This window comes from Acinetobacter beijerinckii CIP 110307 (assembly GCF_000369005.1).
GTDB classification, from domain to species: Bacteria; Pseudomonadota; Gammaproteobacteria; order Pseudomonadales; family Moraxellaceae; genus Acinetobacter; species Acinetobacter beijerinckii.
Window position 1 is genome coordinate 592,234 of the sequence record NZ_KB849765.1, and the last position, 22,947, is coordinate 615,180.

Genomic DNA, 22,947 nt, shown 5'->3' on the forward strand with positions numbered 1-22,947 from the left:
TCAATCAATATCTTTCTTTAAAAAAGAAGAATACATTCCACCTCTATCATCATTTGAAATAACATTATTACTACCTTTTTTCTTTTCAGAAAAATTTTTTATCAAAAATGGTTTTTTTTGATCAGGAATTAGTATAAATGAATATTCAATTGGAGCCTTTTCATAGACAACCTTCCCAGTGGAGCTAAAATCTTCTGAAGCATTATTAATTTCATACACAATATTATATTTTTTTCATTCTTATCATATTTAGCAGAAATAAATTTACTAAACCCCATAGAAGCATAATTCAAATTTTTTAATTTTTTATTTAAAGATAAAACAGAAGGTGCATACAAGCCTGAATTTTTCTTATTCAGGACATAAACATCACTTTTAAATTTTTTTGAATTATTATTTGAAACTGGATTTGCATAACTTTCTACTGAAAAGATAACTATATTATCATCATTAAAAAGCATACTTGCACCAACAGCAGCTACATCAGAAATAACAAAGGGAAGCTTGTATTTAACACCACCAAATTACACAAAACATTCGTAGTTTAAAAAATAATAATCCATGCCTTTTATTTTATTATCATTTTTCAATAGCGGCTGAAATACAATTAAATCATCTTCATATGGAATATTAACTGTATTCCTCTTTAAGTTAGCATTCTTGTCACTATCAGGATAAATAAAGCTTGAATTCAGAATATTCCTATACCCTAATTTTATATAGGTAGGCTGATTCTTATTATTTTCTATATTAAATTCAGCATTAGCCCTTGTTAAAAAGACCAATAAACCGATCAAGATACATGTATATTTCATAATAAAATCATATGCTTATTTTTATAAAAATATTCATTATTAGAGAAACCCTATATTTACAAAAAACAAAACAGTGATGACAAGCAAAAAAATCACTGTTTTATTAAAAATTTAATTTAAGATAATTTCATTGCCATTAAAATATACTTTCTGACTACTATCCACTTTAAATGATTTAACTTCACCTAATGCCTTTGTTTTAAACAAACCATTTAAAAAATAGGACAAATATATATTTTCTTGCTCACTATCTCCTTCACTATATTTAAAAACATATAAAATATTACTACCAGCAGAAGCATTAATGTAAGTTGTATCAAATCCTCTTTCATTTACAAGAAAGCGAAGTTCACTGTTTTTATCATTATTTGATATTTCTTTTAGCTTCTCGTAAGTAAGTGTGTTTTCTTTACACTTTACTCCATTGCATAAAAATTTTTTCTTTTCAAGTGAAACTGGAAGATTTCCATTTTCATATTTTATGATTTTTTCTTTTTGTACCTTTTTAAAGAAATTTTTATCGTTTGGATTGAATGTATAGCATTCATTCTCAACATTTACATTATTATCTTGATACGAGAATGTTGTACCTGATAGACAAACTTTATTATTATTTTGGTTAAATTTAATAATTGAAGGCTCTGTGGCAATTTCTTCCAACCTATCATTAACAAAATAACCAACAGATTGTTCTAATGGATATACTCTTTTAGTTATCGGATCCAATACAACAAAGTATTTAACTCTCCTAGGTACACCTTTCCCAGTATCTCTTTCTTTATTAATTACTAAAGCAACCTTATTTTGAGCAAAGTTTACTTTCTTACTTAATGTATCCTTATAAAATTTTAAAAATTTATCTGAACAAAAATCAATGTAACCTTGTTCAAATTTACACTTTAAAACTTGTTCTCGTGTAACAGAACTATTAATAACGCTCTTATTTTCGACATCAAGATTTTGATTATTCTCTTTAGAGAAACCACAACTTGATACTACTAAACCAATAGAAAATATCATTACTGTTTTAAAGAAATTCATTTCATATCTCCTATTAGTCTAAATCCACCAATTTGAATTTATTTAAAAAATACCCCAACTCAGTTAGAGTATATCAACTCAACATTAAGTTATTCTTATTTTAAATATCTCTTCAATAATTTTCCATTTTTATCTTTATAAGTTATTACTCCTGAGCTATCAATGGAGTAATAATCACCGATTTTTTCTATTTCTACTTTTGGTTTAAGTGTAATCAGATAAAATTCAGATCTAGAGTCTTCATCTGTTTCTATATACTTTTCAGCAATAGAATAAAAACTATCTTTCATTTTAGGAAGAAACCTAAACGTATTTGCATTCAATGAGTCTATTTTAGAATTATAAAATATATTAAAAAAATCAGGAGATATTTTCTTTAATTCGGATAAAGTATAAGGTCTATTATTAGATCTTTCAAGTTGTTCACATTTTTTCACTGGATTTTTCTCAGCACACTTAGAGTAAAAATCAGACGAAACTGGTGTTTTCATAAAAACCAGGTTGTTACTATTATTTTTTTGACTTATATCCTCTATAATACTCACCTTTACAAAAGCATTATCAATAATTTTAAAACATGCTTTTGAGTTTAAATATGTATCTCTATAGGAATATAAATCTCCAGATATACACAACTCATCTTTTTCAGTAGAGTAATTAAAATTAGATTTTGCCTTATTTATTTGATAATTCAAAGGGTAAACCTTATAACTTCTTTGATTCAAAACGGCCAACCTATAATATTTACCATCATCAATTTTTATTACAGAGTAATCTTTATTAAAATCCGGCTTCATTCCAATATTTTTTCAAAAACTTTAATTTTATCCGATTTAGATTAATAGTTATCTACATCATAATCAAAACCACAAGACTCAACTTTAATATTTTGATTATTTTTTGGTCTACAGATTTAGCATTACAGCCTATTGTAAGGCCCATTGCTAATAATATGTATGGTAGTCTTTTCACTGTTTATCTCACTTTTTCTGTTTGCTTACAAAAAACCCGAACTATGAATAGTTCGGGTTGATTTCAAGTATTTACTGGAATATAAATAAAATTTTCATTTTAATTTTACTCTTTTTTCTTTACTACCTTCCATATAAGTTAAATTATAATTCTTATCTATTAATACATTTTTAGTTGCTGGGATAAATTTCTTTTCTTCTACACCAAAAGCATTAATGATTAAAATAGCAAGTTGTGGACCCTCATCTTCATTATCTTCAAATGGAGAAATTATGATTTGTTTACCACTTTCTGTTTCTGGAAGAACAATACCATCCCCATAACTTGGTGAAATAGATGGATAGAATTTTACCAAATTAGATGAGCTCACCAAATTAACTTTAGAACAACTATTTATATCTTTCTTTAAAAGACATTTAAAATGATCAACTGAATTATAAGGTAAATGTGTTACCACTAAACCATGAATATTTTTTTCTTCTTTCGAAGTTTTTCCAGTTGTTAAAAATGATAATCTAGATAAGTACTCATCTCTATAACATTGATTTCTAACTAGACCTGCACCTTCCCCAGCTATATGACTTATTTTTCCTTCACAATTATTTTTTATTTTTTCCATCCATTTATTATAATCATTTTTTTCTCTATTTTTTTCATTATCAAGTTTAATAATTAATTTTTTATTTTCCTTTTCAATACACTGTATACTTTCATAAACATTATTTTTATTACAATTTACTGATGAACTATCCGCACATGCTGATATTATTGAACCAAATGCTAATAATACCAATCCTGTACCAACCACATATTTACTAAACATATTAAATTCCTTTGAAGTTTTTAGGGAGAACTATTTTAAAAGGTTTTGGCATTTTATTTCTTAGTTCAGTCGTAGTGCCATGAGCATGTATAGCTGTTCCATTGCCAAGTATCATACCTTTCTTTACTGCTTCATCATGAAATTTATCTACCCATGCCTTTCTATTTTTTGCATCTGAATAATATTTATTTGCATAGTTTAGATTTTCTCCAATAATGGAATGTTTACCATTTGCTCTTTCTATAAGATAGCTATTAACAAAATTCCTAATCCTTGTACTTACATGCGATATTGGCATTTTTTCAACACTACCATAAGGGTCTAAACTTTTAGGACCTGTAATTTTAGAAAACTGTCTATCAGCATTGACTACACTTCTGACACTATTTCCCCATACACCAGACTTGACTCTATTCATAATAGTATCTATAACACCAGCAGCTTGGTCAGTAAAATATTTCTCTGTTTTAAACTTTATCACCTCAGTCTCAGTTACTTTCATAATATCTATAATATCATCATTACTTAATACTAGTTCACCACCCACTATATTATCATGTGGTTTTGGTGTTGACCCTCCCCCTCCACAACTTAAAATCCCAGGAACTTTCAAACTGTTTACTAGAGTAAACATTTTAACGCCATTTAATTCAACCATTGTTTTTTGAAAAATATTTCCGCTAAAATATATAGCTGAAAATTTAGTAACGTCAAAATGTACCCATGTAGTTGCTCCTGAAGTTCCACTATTAAAAACTTTTGGTTCTAAATAAATTTTATCAACCTCTCTATTTTCAGATGCTCTCATTTTTTTAATCATAATTTCTTTACGAATAAATTCCATATCATTGACTTCACGAGTCCTACTTCCATTCTTATTAAAATGAACATCCAGAGCTAACCCCATATGATTTACTGTTGCTCTTCCATGTTTTTTATTATTTTCAATACATCTATAACCAGACTCTATATAAGCCACTTCGATTTTCTTTTTCTTAAATTCATTTTTTAAATAAAAATTTATAGCCTTTAATATCCAGATTAGACTTCGGTGTAATCCTGGATATTCATTTGCTTTATTTGAACCGGATGGAATCCCCATATTACCATTACCAAAGCCCGAACATTTGCCACAATTACAAGCAGCTTTCCCCATAAAACCTGCTATAGGGTATTCTTCATAAAATTTATCCAATGCTACTAATACTGAACCACAAATTTTCCCCGTCTCTGGTACCCCCATATAATCCCTTTGGAATTGCTTAATACATTTTGCAGTTAGTTCGGTAAACTCATCCGTAGGTAAAGCTCCACCAAAACCCGCCAAACGAATATTCACTTCTCGAATAAGCCCACTCTTACCACTTGAAATACATTGCGGATTGGTTTTACATAAATTTGGAGCATCTGCTTTAGGTGTCCCACCATCCTGACTACGGTCATCCACTGTCAGTATCTTGGAAGCAGTGTTTGTAGCTTCGTTCAGCGTTTTTTTACCCTCTTCATAAAGCTCATTCACTTGGTCGAGAATTTTACTGCCAAAATTTGCTCCAAAAATTTCTTCTCCCTGCTTTTTCTGAGGTGTTGTATTCGATGACCTTACTGATGGAGTCTGTGGTGCTTTTGTTTTAGTGCTGCTAGCCGAAGGTTGTGTTCGAGTGGTCTGTTTAGATTTTTCTTGATGTGAATTATTTCCTGTAGCAGGAATATTCACTGGCAACTTAATCACTTGCCCAATACTAATCTTATTTGGATCGTCTATTTTATTCAAACGCTCCAATGCTCGAACAGTAGTATGATTTTTTTGAGCTATTTCAAATAAAGTTTCACCCTTTTTTACAACATGCGTTTTTCTTTTATATTGTCCATTATTACCTTGATTTGTTAATGTTTTTAAATCCAACATTACTTTTGGGCTGGTAATTTTTACGAGCATGCGATCTCTAGACATTACAAAACTTTGTACCTTGATCATCAAGCCATTAAACATACTTTTGATATAAACATCTAAAGCCGTGCCTTTATCTCGACTAATCTCAACGATACATCCAGATGAATTCGTAAATCCAGCAGCAATAACTTGCCCAGTCCTCTGATTTTTTACTTCATATTGTGCTTTTGAGATTGGGCTACCAAATAAATCTAAGAGTTGTATCGTAACTAATGATTTTTTATTCATTTCCAATCCCTATCTTCTACATTATTCTCTGTTTCTGAGTCACTCACATTTTGATCTGCTAAAAAATCATCTTCATCAAAACTATCAATGACTAATCCCCATTCATCATTGGAGCCAACAAGAACCTGAACTTTGGTTGGATCTGGCGTAATAATTTTCGCTGTACGACCATGTTCATCTATTGATCCCGAAGTAAATGAATTCGTCCCCGGTACAAAAGCTTTATAACTGAGCTTGCTAAAATCACTCTCCCAAAATAAATCATAAATATCTAAGCGATTGCTAAAAGTCGGCGTGCTAGGTAATTCAGGAACCTCATATGAAACTTTAGCCCCACTCACAAACAAATGCTGACCAGCCTTACTCTCAAACTTACCACCTGTAGTTGAGAACACACCATCCGCATTAATTTTGAGTTGTGAACCACCCGCTGTTAATACAATCTCTTTGGGGCTGGTAATTTCGATTTTATCTTCAGTAGAAATGAACTTAATGACCTTCTTCGCAATTGCTTCAATCGCATCATCCTGCGCCTGCAACTCCAATTTCCCTTTTGCGGCATAAGCTCTAAAGCCCTTTTGTGCTGCAAACAAACTGATCTTGTCCTGTGCATGCCCAATAATATTCTTCTGTGCACTCAGGTTAATTGAACCACTGGCACTCTCGGCAATATCCTGAGAGGCCTGCAAAATAATATTTTCAGGCGTAGTTAACGCAATTCCATTCGGTGAAGCCAACAACATCAAGGCCTGTCTGAAAATCTTGCCTTGCTCTTGTTGCTTGGCATCGGAACTGCTTTCCAAACCTTGAGTATAACCCTCCATAAAGCCCTGTAATGAGCCCAATGCTTTGGATGGGGTGATTTCTAGTTTGCTACCTTTACTAAAGGTTCCACAGCTACTCATCAGCTCGAAATCTTTAATATCGACATTGGCTAAAACGTTGCCAACTTCTTTAAGACTTTCAAACGGATTTTGCTGAATCCGATCTTTAATACTAGCAAGCTTACCTTTGACAATATCAGCGCCATGCTCTTCTACGTTTTCAATGAATTCTTTTAGATTTTCTACCGCACCTTTGGCATCATTAAAGAACGCATTAAATTCTTCTACTGCACCTTTAGCATCACCACCGAGCGCACCAATATCCTCAATAAAACCACCACAATCTTTTAACGCATGGATGGGATCATTATTCATCCCTGCTTTAAATAGATTTAAAGTGCTACCCAGTGCTTGACCTGTGGTCTTAAGTTCCAGTGACTGAATAAACTTCGGTAAACGATTAATCACATTCAGCGCATCGGTCTGCTGCTTCGCTGCAATTTCACTGAGCATTTTCATGCTGTCATAGCCTTGCGATAGCAAAGATTGTGCTTGTGCGGCTTCCAGATGATCAGCAATGGCCTGTTCTTGGGCATAGGTACTAATCAGCATGCCTCTGCCTGCCCGAACCGCACCCCAAGCATCAGTTCTGAGCTCAAAGCCCTCACCACGACCATTACTGGTCTCCTGCACTTTTGGGTGACTTAAATTACCTAAATTCAGCTGTGTTGCAGCATGGCTACTTTGCAACTGGGTACTGATTTGCCCTGTTGTATCATCGAAGCGTAACTGATTAAAACCACTCCCATTGACCTCCTGACTGCGGATACCACTGAGTTTTTTAGTGTCGGGAAGCTGCCCTTTAATATCAAATTTGGTCGGAGAACGCTGTGCTTCATGGATTCGTCCTGTCACAAAAGGACGGTCGATATTGCCATCAAAGAAGTCGATGACCACCACCTCACCAATCCGTGGTAAGAACCGTGCACCATAACCCTCTCCCGCCCAAGGTGTGAGGACATCCACCCATGCAGAATCGGTGTCATTGTCATTGCTACCTGCACCGCCATCATGTCCATGATCATCATTACGAGTAAACAGAAAACGTACTTTGATTCGTCCCCATTCATCCACATAAATGCTTTCACCTTCAGGTCCAACCACTTTGGCACGTTGCGGATAGACTATCGGACGATACTGTTCAGGATTATATTCAGGCGTTATTTTGATGTGACGGCGAATCAAGGTCAGTTCATTACCCTGACGCTCGGCATCATCATAGCTACTTTGATCCCAACGGCTCTGGATTAACAGCTGACGTACCTGTTGCTGTAAATCTTTAGGTAAAATATTTTGATTATAAAAATTCTTGGCAATAATCAGGAATTCTTGATCCGCCCCTTCATGCTGATCGATTTCAGGATGTTCTCTGAGATTAAACCAATACCCAACTTGGCTATCACGCACGGTACTATAAGCCTTAAAGTATTTGGCTTGACTGGCATACATATCATTAAATTGCTGATTCAGTTTTTCTAACTGACTGTTCCCAGAAGCAGTGGCTTGATCTTCACCCTTTAAGTCCTGCATCCAAGCTGGACTGATGTGCCATGCCTGTTCAAGACTCAAACTTGCCGAATCGAAACTATCTGAATGACTATGCGTTGTCACCACTGAACCTGCGCCTTCTTCTTGTACCAAGGCATCGGGCTGCCAACGTTGCACATGAACTGCCGTCGGCTGCAAGCTTCGCACCGCTACAAAACCTGTAATACTGTCTTGGAATTCTGTCGCACTGCTGCGGTGATAGCGAATACTCCGTCGAGCCAAAGCCTGATATTCGCTATTGTCATCAATGAGTCTGAGCTTTTGGGCTTGGATCGGCGTACTAGAATGCGCAACAAAAAGCTCAGCTTCATCAATTAACCAGTTAATTCCTTCACTACGCCATAACCGCGTCACAAATTCATAATCTGATTCATTATGTTGCATCGTAAAGGGTCGAATATCATAATTCTGACTCAAGCCATTGAGATCAAGTGCCAAACTTGCTGCAAATAGTTGGCTTTTCTCTTGCCATTCCTTGAATAAAACCTCAGTGATTTCCACGATATTTTTATTCATAAAGACACGACTATTTCGACGTTTTTGCCATAAATTCGTTGCATCTTTTAAAGTGAGTTTATAAGGTGTTAAAGCGCCATCACTTTGCCCATAACAGGCTTCCGTTATTATTCCTGAGGTTCTGAATAATTGTCCTGTATCTGTGACCTGATCAACAGCGACCTGAACACCAATGAATTGTTTAAGAGGAATCTGTGCATTGACGGAAAGGCAAATCAACTCCGCTTCTAAGCCACTATTGAGCTGATGTTTTCCCTCTATACGTTGCAGTAAAACTTGATGATTGAGTAATTCATTAGAAAATTGTACCTGTATGGCACGTTTTTGTGCATTTAGCCCCATTTTTTCTAATACATTAAATATATTAAAAAGCATTTTTTATAATCGTAGTACAAAGAATCGGCTGAACTTTATAAAAAACAGAACTATCTGTCTACAAATAAGTGACCTAAATTAGCAAAAAATTACACTTTTGTTTTTTTCTGACAAAAAATAAACCCAAAATTGAGATAAGCAATTTTGGGTTTATGGTAATTATAAAAGCTTATTTTTTGAGGACATTATAATTCCTGAAAAGTTGCCATAAACAGATCAGTAAAATTAGGCTGAAATATAGAAGAGACCATACTGGTAAAGACTGTCCTAAGAAAGTCCAATCAACCATTGCACATTCCCCAGAGCCAGAAAGAACTTGTTGTAATACCGTTTTCATGGGTAAGGCATCGACCAAATAATCTAAACCTGGACCACAACTTGGCACTTGATCAGGTGGTAAGTTCTGCAACCAAACATGACGTGCAGCCACACCGACAGACCAGCCAATCGACAAAGTGGCTAACAACGCATAGAAACGTTTAAAACCATTAGAGATAGGATTATGGATAAATGCAATCAGTGCGATAAATCCCATACCGATCAAACCAATCCTTTGGAAAATACAAAGTGGACATGGCTCTAAACCCTGCACGTGTTCTAGATACAAGGCAAATGAGATACCAATAATACTTGTCAGAACAAGCAAAGCACTGACCAAACGGTAATTCCATCGCATGGGAAATCCTCTAAAAATTTTAACGGTATTTTGCAAGATATTGGCTAAAACTCATGTCGTTATCTTGTTCAAGTTCAGCCTGTTTTTGCAACGAGATTTGCGCCAATTGTTCGAAATATTGTTTGCGTTCTTGACTAAGCGGGTGCTGATCATAGTGATCGACGTGTTGTTGTGCCATTGCACTGCCAAAATTCCACGTTCCGCCATTCTCTAGCGTATCTTTAATCACCTGCGCGGAAAGTGTATCTTCAACATGATCTAAACGCTGTTGCATCACTTGAATAGACTTCTGATATAACTTTGAATCATTCATTTGATCTAAGATATTGGCACATTCTTGAATCGCATTTAAATGATGCTGTGCCCAATCTTGCAATAAAACTGTTGTTTGACCTAGTTCAATTTTGGCATCCGTTGCACGACCACGATTGACCACTTCAGTTTGATTATGATCAATTTGCTCTTGTTCTTCAGCAAACAACTCTGGACTGTCACTTAATAAACAATACAAGGCTAAACTCTCAAGAAAACCTGCCGAGATTTCATCAATCCCAATTGCACTATATGGATTGACATCAACAGCTCGAAGCTCAACATAGCCCACACCACGATTTTTTAAGGCTTGTGATGGGGTTTCACCTGCTTGGGGAACTTGCTTCGGACGAACCAAGCTATAGTATTCATTTTCAATCTGAAGCACGTGATCATTGATCTGAATCGGCTCACCTTGCTCATCATCCAAACCTAAATCACTAAATTCAGGATAAGGTGTATGTACAGCTTTCTGTAATCCATCCAAATAATCATGTAGGTCGTTATAATGAATACCGAGCTCTTTTTGTGCTGAGTTTTGGTAACCTAAACGCCCCATACGCAAAGCTGTCGCTTCAGGTAAATATAAGGTTCCTTTGACCAAAGGCTGTAAATGATGTTGACGACCCGTTAAAAAACAACGACAAACGGATGGACTCGCACCCAACATATACATGACTAAAGGAATTAAACGGATAAAGTTCCGAATCAAACCAAAATAGCGATGACTACGATAATCTTGTGCGCTGAGCTGTTTTAATTCTGGCTTGTTTTCATGGCGTTGTAATTCAGCAAATAAAGCATCTGGAAAAGATAAATTATAATGCACACCCGAAATCGTCTGCATACGGCGACCATAACGTACGCCTAAACCATGACGATATAAGGTTTTAAAACGACCAATATTTGAAGTCCCATATTGGGCTAATGTTATATTTTCTTCATTATCATCAAGCATACATGGCATCGACAGTGGCCATAGACGCTCGCCATCTTCTAGTTGCTGATGTACGACACTGTGAATGTCTTTTAATTCGTTTAATGCTGCTGCAATTGTTGTTTGAGGAGTGGTAATAAACTCCATCAACGCTTCTGAATAATCTGTCGTGATATGTGGATGTGTCAGTGCTGAACCCAAAGCTAAAGGATGCGTTTTTTGTGATAAAAAGCCATTACTTTGCATACGTAAGCTTTCACGTTCTATTCCACGCAACATCCCCTTTAATAGCGAGGCATCTACCCAAGTTGGTATCACAAAGGGATTAAGGCTGGGTTGATTCATATTATATGCTCGCTTGTTCAAGATCAGCCGACCCAATACATGGTATCGACTTCGCCGAATATGACAGTATTCAGACTGTGCTCATGATTTCGACTTAGCCAATTATAACGACAATTATGATCTAGTCATCTGATTTAGTTTGGCAATTTTTATCACAATCTTATTACATAAGACATGCAGAAATTGTGATTTTATTAAAAAATAAATCTTCCAACGGATACTTGTTTATGCAAGCACAAGACATTATTAATTTCTGGTTTGCGCCAGAACATCAGTCGCTTTGGTTCGCTAAAAGTGATGAATTTGATATTAAAATTCGTGATAAATTTCATACAATTCATCATCAAGCAACTCAAGCAGAACTTTGGTCATGGCGTCAAACACCTGAAGGACGTTTAGCCGAAATTATTGTTTTAGATCAATTCTCTCGAAACTTGTATCGTGATCAAGCACAAGCGTTTGCTTATGACAGTCTTGCTCTGGCATTGTCACAAGAAGCAATTAGTTTACAACTGGATGCACAGCTTAGTCCTGAACAACGCTCCTTTTTATATATGCCATTTATGCACAGTGAGTCGAAGCTGATACATGAGTTTGCTCTCAAATTATTTCAACGATTAGGCAATGAAATCAATTTAAACTTTGAGAAAAAGCATAAAGTGATCATTGATCGTTTTGGCCGCTATCCACATCGCAATGCAATATTGGGAAGAATCTCAACCCCTGAAGAGTTGGAATTTTTAACTCAACCGAACAGTAGTTTTTAAGTCGGCTAAGCTCGTCATTTTAAAAACAGGAATAGCAAATGAAAAGATTATTGATATGTACACCGCTTCTTGTCGCATTGACATTGGCAGGATGCGCGACGGTTCCTTCCAAACCACGAACCTTTGATCAACTTGGGCAATTCACTGCTTATCCGTTAAATAACAAAACCTACCGTATTGGTTTCCAAGCTGATAATAATTTAAGTTATGGTACGGCTGAAGAGATTACTTTATTAAAAGCAGCACAAACCACAATCAAAAATGGCTTTCGCTATTTCACCGTGGTGGATGACCCAAGCAATGCAAGGCATAAAACCCAGCGACAAGCCGTGATTTATCCAACTCCATCATATTATCCTTATGGCTACTATCGTCGTCATCCCGCCTTTTGGCCCGATCCATTCTATGATATGCCACAAGTGGTCAATATTGATCCAATCCAAGTGTCGTATACTATCGAGTGTTTTCAGACTCAACAGCAATCACCCGATGCCTTTGATGCACAGCTAATTTTGCAATCGTTAGGGCAAAAGTACGGTTTGAGTCCCACAGGAGAAGTGTTGCAGCCCCCTGCACCACCTCAAAATAAGAAATGATATTTATAAGGATGACTAAATGAGTTCAGTCGAAGAAATTCACGTTCCGAGTCTACAAAGAAGTAAATACTTCGCCACAATGGCACTGATTATTGCCGTGGTGACATGGATTTGCTTAATGGTCGCGGCACACTTTCTCCCTGAATATAAATGGCTCATCCATATTTTTATGCTTGCTGCTGAAGCAGGTGTGGTGGGTGGCTTGGCTGACTGGTATGCGGTTACCGTGTTATTCCGTAATCCATTTGGAAAAATGCCACTGCCTAAACTATTGCGTGATCACACTGAAATCATTCCACGAAATAAAGCGCGTATCGCTGAATCCATGGGTCGCTTTGTACAGGAAAACTTTTTATCACCTCAAATTGTTGAACGTAGCTTAAAAAATGCTGATATTAGTTTGGCTGTCGGTGAATGGTTAGCAAATCCTAAGAACAATAAACAAGTGGTACAGATGATTCAGCACACTGTGCCGAAAATCTTTGAATTTGTCAGCCAAGATCAAATTGCTCACTTTGTACAAAACAATAGTGTGCAATGGGTCAGAAGCACTAAAGTCAATAAACTTGCCAGCGAAATGCTACGTGCTGTATTAGAAAATGATTTCCATCAAGATGTATTGCAACGTGGACTTGATCTCGCACATGAATGGATGGTGTCTCATCCAGAAGAAGCGCGTGATCTATCTCGTAAATTATTTCAAGAACTGGGGGTTTGGAAACTCGCAAAAGGTGCAAGCTGGATTGGCATTGATGTACAGCAAAGAACCATTGACTCACTGATTGAAAAAGTTGAATCAATGTTGGCTAATCCTGAGCATCCTTGGCGTCAAGATATTGAAGCAACCACGCACTCGCTCATGTTACAACTAGCAGATACGGATAGTGATGCTAGCCAACGTTTAAACAGTGGTAAAGATGCATTATTAGATAGCCCACAAGTATTGAACTTTATCAGTGGCGCCATCGCTATTTTATGTGACGCAATTAAAACGGATTTAATGCAACCAGACTCAGGCATTGCCACTAACTTACAAGTGGCGATTCAACAACTTGGCGAAAGTTTGATTCAAAATGAAAAAGTACGACAAGTTTTAAATGAGAAAATGGTAGGGTTGGGCACCACGTTCAGTGAACAATACAGCGACAAGATTATCCGTTATATCAGTGAGCGTATTCATGAATGGGATTCACGTGAAATGATTGCAAAAATTGAAAGCGAGGTTGGCGGTGATTTACACATGATCCGCGTCAATGGTGTAATCGTAGGTGCTTTCATTGGTTTAGCTCTCGGGATCATCCGTGCCATTGTTGAAAATGTTTTGTAAAGAATAAATAACTATGAGAAAGTTTATTTCTCATAGTTATGCAGATTGCGTAAGTTGCTGCTTACTTTGCTGATAATATCGAACCAGTGCGTCAGTATCCTGCTTTAAAAATGCAGTGAGATAGCTTTTCACCTGTACCAGTGAAAGTTGCTTAAATTGAACTGTCTCTTTTATCTGAAGCGTAATTAAGCCAAATATTTGTTTTTTAGGTACAACTATTGGAATATCTGTCTTTACAATAAAGCTAAGCTCCTGAGATGACTTATACGTATTCAATACGATTTCTATGGTCTGCCTCGTCTTCTCATCTGTAATGGTAAACGTCGGATTTGCACCATCGAGCTGCAACCAACGGCTTAATTGCTGCTTCCAGTCCATTCTGTCAAATTTGGTTAATATCCCAATGGTATTCAATGTCCCGAACTGCTCCACATCATTGAGATCAATATGATGTGGATAGCGTATTTTTAAATCGAAACTGTCCATACTCTAGGCCCCATTTCACTATAATTGATATTTAATTGAATCCCTCGATGTAAATTATAGTACTTAAATCGCTCAACATAAACGCTTTATCATCATGAAAAACAACAAATTTTTTAGACATTTTTAAATAAAAACCGACCAATTCCGTCACTATTGTTTTTATTCAGACTCTCTTACTCTATTTTCCTGACCTAAGACACATTATTTAGTCAATTAACGGCAAGGTTCAATATTTACTTTCACAGAGGCACCTTGGTAAGAACTCAGCTTTCGCTATACAATCAATGCAAAATAGAATGTCAATCAGGTCAAAAACAATGTTGCAACTTCAGTCAAAACTCCCAAGCCAAGGCGTGACTATTTTTAGCGTGATGACTGAACTCGCACAACGACTAAATGCCCTGAATCTCTCTCAAGGTTTCCCCGATTTCCCCGCACCACCTGCGCTACTCCAAGCGCTCAGTGAAGCGACGCTTTCAGGTTATAACCAATATCCTGCGGGTGATGGTGTTCTGACTTTAAGAGAGCAGTTGGCAAAACAATTCTTTGCAAGGGATCAATTACAACTCGACCCTCTCTCTGAAATCACGATTACCCCAGGCGCAACCATCGCGATTTTCTGCGCGATTCAAGCGTGTATTCATGCAGATGACGAAGTGATTATTTTTGACCCGAGCTATGACAGCTATGCCCCTGCGGTACAGTTGGCAGGTGGAAAATCAGTGCATATCCATCTAGAAGCACCAACTTTTCAGGTGAATTGGCAAAAAGTCAAAGACAGTATCAATGCTAAAACGCGCATGATCATTGTCAACACACCACATAACCCAACAGGTGCAATTTGGTTTGAACAGGACTGGAAACAACTGATTGAACTGATTCAAGATAGAAATATCGTGGTGCTCTCAGATGAGGTTTATGAGCATTTGGTTTTCGATGGAAAAAAACATCATAGCGCCCTGCAATTTCCAGAACTTCGTGAACGTAGCTTTGTCATCGGTTCTTTTGGTAAAACCTACCATGTCACCGGTTGGAAAACAGGTTATTGCGTTGCCGCGCCACAACTCATGCGTTTGTTCCGCCAAATTTACCAGTTTGCCAATTTCTGTGGCACCACCCCTTGCCAGATTGCGCTTGCCAACTATATGCAACAACATCCCGAGCATATTCAGGAGTTACCCGATTTTTATCAGGCAAAACGAGATTTATTCAACCAACAGATTCAAAACTCACGTTTTAAATTGATACCATCTCAAGGCACTTATTTTCAAAATCTAGATTACAGCAACATTCGTCCTGATCTCAAAGATGTAGAGATGTGTCAGTTCTTAGCCGAGCATCACAAAATTGTGGCGATTCCGATCTCAGTGTTTTATCAACATGCACCATCTTCACTTCGACAAATTCGCTTTTGTTTCGCTAAAACTGATCAAACCTTACAACGTGCGAGCGAAATCCTCGTACAGTGTTGATCTACAAAAATAAACTCAACAAGCCTGACTCGAACACAACGGATAATGATATGTTGAAGAAAACATAGCCGTTTCGGGATCAAGCTTGAAGGAAATTGAATGACTCCACACCAACCTTTGGTGATGCAACCGAATCTCTGGAAAACCTTTTTAGTTTTTTTAGTTCCCTTGATTGCCACTAATATTTTACAAAATCTATCAGGCACCATTAACACGATTTTTGTCGGTCAAATGATGGGGGTGGATGCAATTGCTGCGGTCTCTGTATTCTTCCCTATTTTGTTCTTTTTACTTGCTTTTGTGATCGGGATCTCCGCGGGGTCAACGGTTTTGATTGGACAAGCTTGGGGAGCACAAAATTTAGAGAAAGTTCGTAGTGTCATTGGTTCTACTATTTTTATGACCCTGATCGGTGGCAGTATTATTGCTGTACTTGGTTTAGTGTTTGCTAAACACATCCTCGAATTACTCGGCACCGATCCGAAGGTGATGCATCTATCTTTGCCTTATGTACAGTGGATGCTAGTGGGTAGCCCTTTGCTATTCGTCTATATTATTTACACCTCAATTTTACGTGGTGTCGGCGACAGCGTAACCCCTTTAATTGCTTTGAGTTTAACCAGCTTAATTGGTTTAGCTGTCACACCCGTATTGTTAAAAGGTTATTTTGGCTTTCCTGCTTTAGGTATTGTGGCTCCTGCAATCGCCACCATTATGGGCTACGCTGCGGTACTTATCTTTCTGAGCTTATATCTGAATTATAAAAATCATCCGCTCAAAATAGATGCTCGTTTATTAAAAAGTATTCGCCACGACCCTGTGTTAAGCAAATTGATTTTAAAACTGGGCATTCCAACTGGCATTCAAATGGTGACAACTTCGCTTGCAGGCTTAGTGATCATTGGTTTGGTCAATCAGTACGGCGCACATGCCACAGCCGCTTATGGTGCAGTCAACCAAGTGCTGAATTATATTCAATTTCCAGCACTCTCAATCTCAATTGCAGCATCTATCTTTGCCGCTCAAGCAATTGGTGCAGGCAAATCCGATTTATTAGCGAAAGTTACTCGCACGGCATTGGGAATGAATATCCTATTTACCGGAAGCTTGATCACACTGGCTTATTTATTTTCAAAATATTTAATGGCGTTGTTTATTACAGATGACAGTGTGATTGAATTGGGGCAACAGCTTTTATTTATTGTGTTGTGGTCGATTCTGTTTTTTGGTGCTAGTGCTATTTTTGCATCAATTATGCGTGCCAGTGGCACCGTGAATGTTCCAATGATGATTAATATTCTGACCATTGTCTTAATAGAGGTGCCATCTGCTTATTGGTTTAGCTCGATGTGGGGCTTAACGGGCATTTGGATTGCGTATGCCCTTTCTTTTGTTTGCTTATGTGTATTACAAGCGTCTTATTATCAATTTGTTTGGAAGAAAAGTAAGATCAAAATTCTCATCTAAACGTTTAATGATGAGTGATGTGGTCTCACCAATAAAAAAGCCATTCTGATTAGAATGGCTTTTTTAATTTTTTGGCTTACATCATCTTGGTCGCAAGTGCGGCAATACGTTGATAACCCGTCGGGAATAAACGTTGGAAAGAATCCACAATACGCGCATCTGTACCAATCAACAAACGACGTTTATCTTTCAATACTGCATTTAAAATTTGACGCGCTGCTTCTTCTGGTGGTGTGCGTAAGAATTTATCAAATTGCTTGATTGATTTATTCGGATCCATACCTAAGCTTTTTAAGCTGTCATTCATTTTTGCAGCTTTGGCAATATTGGTACGAATACCACCTGGATGTACGCAAAGTGAACTTACACCACTTTTCTCGATATCAAGCTCTTGGCGTAAAGACTCAGTAAAACCACGTACTGCAAATTTAGTTGCGTTATAAGCAGATTGTGTTGGTTGCGAAGTTAAACCAAAGATACTTGAGATATTGATGATATGGCCATCTTTGGTTTGTTTGATGAACGGTAAAAACTCTTTGGTACCGTAAACTACACCCCAGAAATTAATCCCAACAATCCATTCTAAATCTTCGTAACTTGCGCCTTCCACAGTTGAGCCTAGTGCCACTCCTGCGTTATTGAAAATTAAATTCACTGAACCATGATCTTGTACAGTATCTTGTGCCCACTGTTTAACTGCTTCACGGTTTGAAACATCAAGCACCTTGGTTGTTACGGTGACTGGATATTGTTTCACTAGCTCAACAGTTTGCGCTAAGCCCTTTTCATTGATATCACTCAATGACAAATGACAGCCTTGTTTAGCCAATAAAATTGCCAATTGTTGTCCAATCCCAGAACCTGCACCTGTGATCGCTGCGACTTTATTTTTAAAATTTTTCATTGCCTATCCTTTGTATTGCGAATGAGAAGCACATATTTGTCTAGATCATGTGCAGTTTAAGCTGTAACCAATATAATTTTGACAATACAGGTTGTCAATATAGTACACTACAGCTTTAAGACAAATGGCAATAACAAACACATTCCTTGTCATATTAGGTCTATTTACATTCTAGGCTGAAGATGTTTAAACGATATACAGCATGTTTTGCAAAATTTAGTTATTCTAAGTCAGCAAGACCTCGTTAAAACGTAAACAAATCTTAGATATACGATTCAAAGACTTTTTTAGGGAACGGTTTTTCCATGGCAAATGAAGATCTAGCGACGCGCAAGAAAAATAATACCGAAGTGAAAGAACGCCAATTCAAAGGTCTATCTTTAACCGAACGCAAAGAAGCACGCCGAGAAAAGTTAATTGAGGCGGGCATCGCAACTTATGGAACACATGGTTTTTTCTCGGTCACGGTAAAAGACGTTTGTAATGAAGCCAAACTCACTGAACGCTATTTCTATGAATCATTTAAGAAAAGTGAGGAGTTATTCCAAACCGTTTTCTTAAAAATGATTGGAAAAATGCAAACCTGTTTAACGCAAGCCGTCATCATGGCTGCGCCTGAACCTAAAAATATGGTCACTGCTGGTTTATCCGCACTGCTAACCGCAATTAAAGATGATCCACGCATGGCACGCATTATTTATATTGATGCTATGTTAGTACAAGACTTACATAATCAAGCCACCATTCAAGAGACTTTGACTCAATTTGATCGCATTATTCAAGGTTTTGTGATGATCACCATGCCGAACGCTCCGCAAAGTGCCGAAGAAATATCATTGATGGCAACTGGTTTAAATGGTTACGTCACGCATATTATTATTCGTTGGGTATCCGAAGGCTTTAAACAGCCTTTGTCAGAGGTTTTAGCGGCTTGTTGTGCGGTATTTTTATCGTTTATAGAAACAACAACCGAAAAAAATTAAATTCATTTTACAGTTTTGTGACTAAAAGAACGGCTAAACTACAATGATATTAACCCAATGAATTCATTTTGTTTATTGCAGAACAAGTTGTCATCATTTGGTCATTGCTCTGCCCTATAATTGTCACAATTTATTGCTAAATTCGACTTTATTCACTCTTTTGCAATGATATTGTCATAATTAATCTTTGTAATAAGCCTGTCATAACAACAAAACGGTTAACCGTTACATATTTAAGGGTATTGCGCTGTGAAAGATGACTATATTTTAATTGTCGATGATGAATTACCGATTCGTGAAATGATCCATACCTCTCTTGATATGGCAGGCTTCCAATGTTTACAAGCTGAGGATGCCAAACAAGCACATCAGATTATTGTTGATCAGCGTCCTGCTCTTATTTTGTTAGATTGGATGCTACCAGGTGGTATTAGTGGGGTTGATCTGTGCCGTCGCTTAAAACGTGATGAAAACTTATCAGAAATCCCTGTGATCATGTTGACTGCTCGTGGTGAAGAAGATCATAAGGTTCAAGGTCTAGATGCAGGCGCAGATGACTATATGACCAAACCATTCTCAACACGTGAGTTGGTATCACGCATCAAAGCAGTTTTGCGTCGCGCCAATGCACTGAGTGGTGAAAAGGTGATTGATGCCAATGGCTTAATGCTTGATCCAGTCAGTCAACGCGTCAGTTTTGGTAACAGTATTTTAGAGATGGGTCCTACAGAATATCGTTTACTTGCATTCTTTATGACGCATCCAGAACGTGCGTATACACGTGCTCAATTGCTCGATCAAGTGTGGGGCGGTAATGTCTATATCGAAGACCGAACCATTGACGTGCATATTCGTCGTTTACGCAAAGTTTTAGAACCTTTTGGTGTAGACCGTTTTGTACAAACGGTACGCGGTACAGGATATCGCTTCTCTACACGAGCAGATTTAGCAGCAGGTTAAAAATCCTTTATGTATGAACCTTATCCCGTCCCTGAATTGGCACGTGAACATCAACGTTTTCGTTACAGCAGTTTATGGACGTTTGCAAAACAAGATTTAAGATTGTTACTTTTTTTCTTATTAATTGCGAGCTTAATTGGATTTGGGGTTGGATACTTTTGGAGCTGTATTTTTGTTGCCTTTATCGTTTTTTTTACTCTACAGCTCCGTTCACTTTATTTAGTGAATGAATGGATTTCAAATCGTCCCTATGATGTACCGCCTAATTTAGGAGGTATTTGGGGAGCTTTGCTATTCAATGTCTACCGCGCTCAACGTCAAGAACGTATTGTACAAGCTGAAATGGTGGGCTTAATTGATCGAGCGCAGTCTTCGTTGGTCGCTTTGGCAGAAGCAGTCGTTTTAATTGACGATCAACACCAAATTGAATGGTGGAATCCAGCAGCCGAAAAATTATTAGGCATTAATCCACTAGATCGTGGTCGTAACTTATTATCGATTTTACGCCAACCGAGTTTTATTGAATATTTTAACCATAGCGATCAAGCACCTGATGGTATTCGTCTACAAGCACAAATGGATGAAGAACGATATGTGCAAGTTAAACTCACTCGCTTTGGTGGAGAAAGCCGTCTTTTAGTCGCATATGACACCACTCGAGTACATAATCTTGAACAAATGCGTAAAGATTTTGTCGATAATATTTCACATGAACTACGGACTCCTTTAACCGTATTGAGCGGATATATCGAAACTTTTACAGATCAAGATGATATTACGCCGCGTTGGAAACGTGCTTTCACCCAAATGCAATCACAAACCAAACGTATGAATGCCTTGGTGAATGACCTATTGCTATTATCAAATTTAGAAAATAATAAAAAAGTGGCAAAAAACCAGATCATCGATATGGCGAATCTAATGAACCAGATCTTTGATGATGCCCGTGCTTATAATCTTGATTATGGTCATACGCTAAATTTAGACATTGATAGTCATTGTGATCTAATCGGCTCAGATATGGAAATTGCCAGTGCTTTTAGTAACTTAATTACCAATGCAATTAAATATACGCCACCCGGCGGTATTATTACCATTGGTTGGCATGAAGATGGTGACCATGCCTATTTCACAGTACAAGACAATGGAATTGGTATAAATCCCAAACATTTACCTCGCCTAACAGAACGTTTCTATCGCGTAGATAGCGCTCGAAGCCGTCAAACAGGCGGTACAGGTTTAGGTTTGGCGATCGTAAAGCACGTCCTTATGCAGCATGGTGCGCATTTAGAAATTAGCTCTAAAGAAAATGAAGGTTCAACATTCACCGCTGTTTTTCCGAAAGAACGCTTATATCGTATGATTTAATCAGTACAGGGAACTGCTGAGTTCCCTGAATTATAATGTTATTATTCCACTATAATTATATAATAACCCTTTGTTTAAGCTCTTAATTTCTATAATTTACTTTGATCTAAATTTATGATGAATCTTCAATTTCTTCGTCCTTTGATTTTACTCATCGGACTCAGTACTCCCCTTTCTGTTTTTGCAACATCGTTTGATCCACTCATTGGCACATGGAAAGTTGTAGATGAACGTACCGGCTCTTATCTATCTGATATCGTGATTAGAAAAAATTCTAAGACAGAACAATACAGTGCTGTGATTGTAAAAATTTATCCCAGCAGTAAAGGAACAACGCCCACACTATGTACAGCGTGCTCAGGCACTTTAAAAGATCAACCCCTTCTTGGGATGGAAGTTCTCACAAATCTGAAAATGCTAAAACCCAATGAAGAATTAGGACAAGGTATTTGGATAAACAGCACCGATGGCAATAAATACAGCCTGACTGGTCGCCTAAGTAAAACTGGAAAAATGTTAAATATCAGTGCAAAAAATCCAAGTAATAATACTTTCCGCAATATGACGTGGATCCGACTTTGATAAAATGCTTTCAACAAGTGTATCCATTTACACTGTTTTCAAGTAGCTGATTACTTTCAATTTGAGCATCAGTTTGATGTATTGATGCTCAGTTGTTTAGCTTCAACCAAATGATTGGGCAAACCAAAAATATGATCAAAAAAGTAATTATAAACAAAGGTATAGCACGGAATCAGTATCATTAAACTAAAATCAAGTAAAAACGCTTTTATTAAACTAATCTGCATCCACCACGCGATCAATGGAATTAAAATAGTAATTAAAACCAGTTGAAATCCAATCGCATGTGCCACTCTTCTCTTAACAGTTCGTGTTTTTGAAATTTGTTGTTTTTCCCACATTTCAAAAACATAGTTATAAAAGAAATTGACCGTGACCGCGATCACAGCAATCAAAATAGATAAAGGTCCTGTATGACTCATACTGGTACCTGAAAGGATTGCTAACAGCATTGCACAGATCAAAAAACTAAAAATCTCATAGAAAAAAACATAAGTCACTCTTCTTTTTATACCTTGCATACTCACACTCTGAAATCAATAATCAGTGGATTTTACTCCGACATTCTGATAAAAAAAGTCAATCGTTATCAGATTTACTGACAAGAAAATA

Annotated in this window: 19 protein-coding genes and 1 pseudogene; 9 read left to right on the forward strand and 11 right to left on the reverse strand. The window is 37.0% G+C overall.

Features of this window, described 5'->3' with window-relative positions; genetic code table 11:
- The 8 genes and pseudogenes from F933_RS08340 to gshA all read right to left on the reverse strand — a co-directional run bounded on the left by F933_RS08340 (position 1) and on the right by gshA (position 11,423).
- Positions 1-815, reverse strand: a pseudogene (locus F933_RS08340) (hypothetical protein).
- Positions 816-926: 111 nt separating this feature from the next.
- Positions 927-1,856: a hypothetical protein gene (locus F933_RS08345; protein ID WP_005060254.1), complete on the reverse strand. Its 930-nt coding sequence runs from the start codon at positions 1,854-1,856 to the stop codon at positions 927-929.
- Between the two features lie 95 nt (positions 1,857-1,951).
- Positions 1,952-2,653, reverse strand: coding sequence for a hypothetical protein (locus F933_RS08350; protein WP_005060256.1), 702 nt, complete (start codon positions 2,651-2,653; stop codon positions 1,952-1,954).
- A gap of 269 nt (positions 2,654-2,922) precedes the next feature.
- Positions 2,923-3,651 (reverse strand): hypothetical protein, encoded by a 729-nt coding sequence (locus F933_RS08355; protein WP_005060258.1) that lies wholly within the window; start codon positions 3,649-3,651, stop codon positions 2,923-2,925.
- 1 nt (position 3,652) lies between these two features.
- Entirely contained in the window at positions 3,653-5,830 is a 2,178-nt protein-coding gene (locus F933_RS08360; RefSeq protein WP_005060260.1) for a LysM peptidoglycan-binding domain-containing protein, read from the reverse strand.
- Positions 5,827-9,153: a type VI secretion system Vgr family protein gene (locus tag F933_RS08365; protein WP_005060262.1), complete on the reverse strand. Its 3,327-nt coding sequence runs from the start codon at positions 9,151-9,153 to the stop codon at positions 5,827-5,829. Before F933_RS08365 ends, F933_RS08360 begins: the two co-directional genes overlap by 4 nt.
- 169 nt (positions 9,154-9,322) lie before the next feature.
- Positions 9,323-9,829: a disulfide bond formation protein B gene (locus F933_RS08370; RefSeq protein WP_005052608.1), complete on the reverse strand. Its 507-nt coding sequence runs from the start codon at positions 9,827-9,829 to the stop codon at positions 9,323-9,325.
- Between the two features lie 19 nt (positions 9,830-9,848).
- Positions 9,849-11,423 carry a glutamate--cysteine ligase gene (gene gshA, locus F933_RS08375; RefSeq protein WP_005060264.1) on the reverse strand — a complete coding sequence of 525 codons (1,575 nt, stop codon included), beginning with the start codon at positions 11,421-11,423 and terminating at the stop codon, positions 9,849-9,851.
- A gap of 227 nt (positions 11,424-11,650) precedes the next feature.
- Here gshA and F933_RS08380 point away from each other — a divergent pair, with 227 nt between their 5' ends.
- From F933_RS08380 to F933_RS08390, 3 genes are read left to right on the forward strand one after another with little or no spacing between them, the layout of a single operon-like run.
- On the forward strand, positions 11,651-12,190 hold the full coding sequence (locus tag F933_RS08380; RefSeq protein WP_005060266.1) for a DUF924 family protein: 540 nt from the start codon (positions 11,651-11,653) through the stop codon (positions 12,188-12,190).
- Positions 12,191-12,228: 38 nt separating this feature from the next.
- The gene (locus tag F933_RS08385; RefSeq protein ID WP_005060268.1) at positions 12,229-12,786 is read left to right on the forward strand and encodes a CC0125/CC1285 family lipoprotein; all 558 of its coding nucleotides are present in this window, start codon (positions 12,229-12,231) and stop codon (positions 12,784-12,786) included.
- A gap of 19 nt (positions 12,787-12,805) precedes the next feature.
- Positions 12,806-14,113, forward strand: coding sequence for a DUF445 domain-containing protein (locus tag F933_RS08390; RefSeq protein ID WP_005052619.1), 1,308 nt, complete (start codon positions 12,806-12,808; stop codon positions 14,111-14,113).
- A gap of 36 nt (positions 14,114-14,149) precedes the next feature.
- Here F933_RS08390 and F933_RS08395 read toward each other — a convergent pair whose 3' ends face one another.
- Entirely contained in the window at positions 14,150-14,599 is a 450-nt protein-coding gene (locus F933_RS08395) for a hypothetical protein (protein WP_005060270.1), read from the reverse strand.
- A 317-nt stretch (positions 14,600-14,916) separates the two neighbouring features.
- Between F933_RS08395 and F933_RS08400 the strand changes: the two genes are divergently transcribed.
- Complete coding sequence (locus tag F933_RS08400; protein ID WP_005060273.1) at positions 14,917-16,071, forward strand: methionine aminotransferase; 1,155 nt, start codon at positions 14,917-14,919, stop codon at positions 16,069-16,071.
- A gap of 99 nt (positions 16,072-16,170) precedes the next feature.
- Positions 16,171-17,538, forward strand: a complete 1,368-nt coding sequence (locus F933_RS08405; protein WP_005060275.1) for an MATE family efflux transporter — start codon at positions 16,171-16,173, stop codon at positions 17,536-17,538.
- Between the two features lie 76 nt (positions 17,539-17,614).
- Here the strand turns inward: F933_RS08405 and F933_RS08410 are convergent, their stop codons facing one another.
- A complete protein-coding gene (locus tag F933_RS08410) occupies positions 17,615-18,442 on the reverse strand; it encodes an SDR family NAD(P)-dependent oxidoreductase (protein WP_005060278.1) in 828 nt (275 codons plus the stop codon).
- Positions 18,443-18,747: 305 nt separating this feature from the next.
- Here F933_RS08410 and F933_RS08415 point away from each other — a divergent pair, with 305 nt between their 5' ends.
- The 4 genes from F933_RS08415 to F933_RS08430 all read left to right on the forward strand — a co-directional run bounded on the left by F933_RS08415 (position 18,748) and on the right by F933_RS08430 (position 22,335).
- Entirely contained in the window at positions 18,748-19,425 is a 678-nt protein-coding gene (locus F933_RS08415) for a TetR/AcrR family transcriptional regulator (RefSeq protein ID WP_005052631.1), read from the forward strand.
- Positions 19,426-19,674: 249 nt separating this feature from the next.
- On the forward strand, positions 19,675-20,385 hold the full coding sequence (gene phoB / locus F933_RS08420; RefSeq protein WP_005060280.1) for a phosphate regulon transcriptional regulator PhoB: 711 nt from the start codon (positions 19,675-19,677) through the stop codon (positions 20,383-20,385).
- 9 nt (positions 20,386-20,394) lie between these two features.
- Positions 20,395-21,753: a phosphate regulon sensor histidine kinase PhoR gene (phoR, locus tag F933_RS08425; protein ID WP_005060283.1), complete on the forward strand. Its 1,359-nt coding sequence runs from the start codon at positions 20,395-20,397 to the stop codon at positions 21,751-21,753.
- 114 nt (positions 21,754-21,867) lie between these two features.
- Positions 21,868-22,335 carry a DUF2147 domain-containing protein gene (locus F933_RS08430; RefSeq protein WP_005060284.1) on the forward strand — a complete coding sequence of 156 codons (468 nt, stop codon included), beginning with the start codon at positions 21,868-21,870 and terminating at the stop codon, positions 22,333-22,335.
- A gap of 68 nt (positions 22,336-22,403) precedes the next feature.
- Here F933_RS08430 and F933_RS08435 read toward each other — a convergent pair whose 3' ends face one another.
- The gene (locus F933_RS08435) at positions 22,404-22,856 is read right to left on the reverse strand and encodes a PACE efflux transporter (protein ID WP_005060285.1); all 453 of its coding nucleotides are present in this window, start codon (positions 22,854-22,856) and stop codon (positions 22,404-22,406) included.
- Positions 22,857-22,947: the final 91 nt, after the last annotated feature.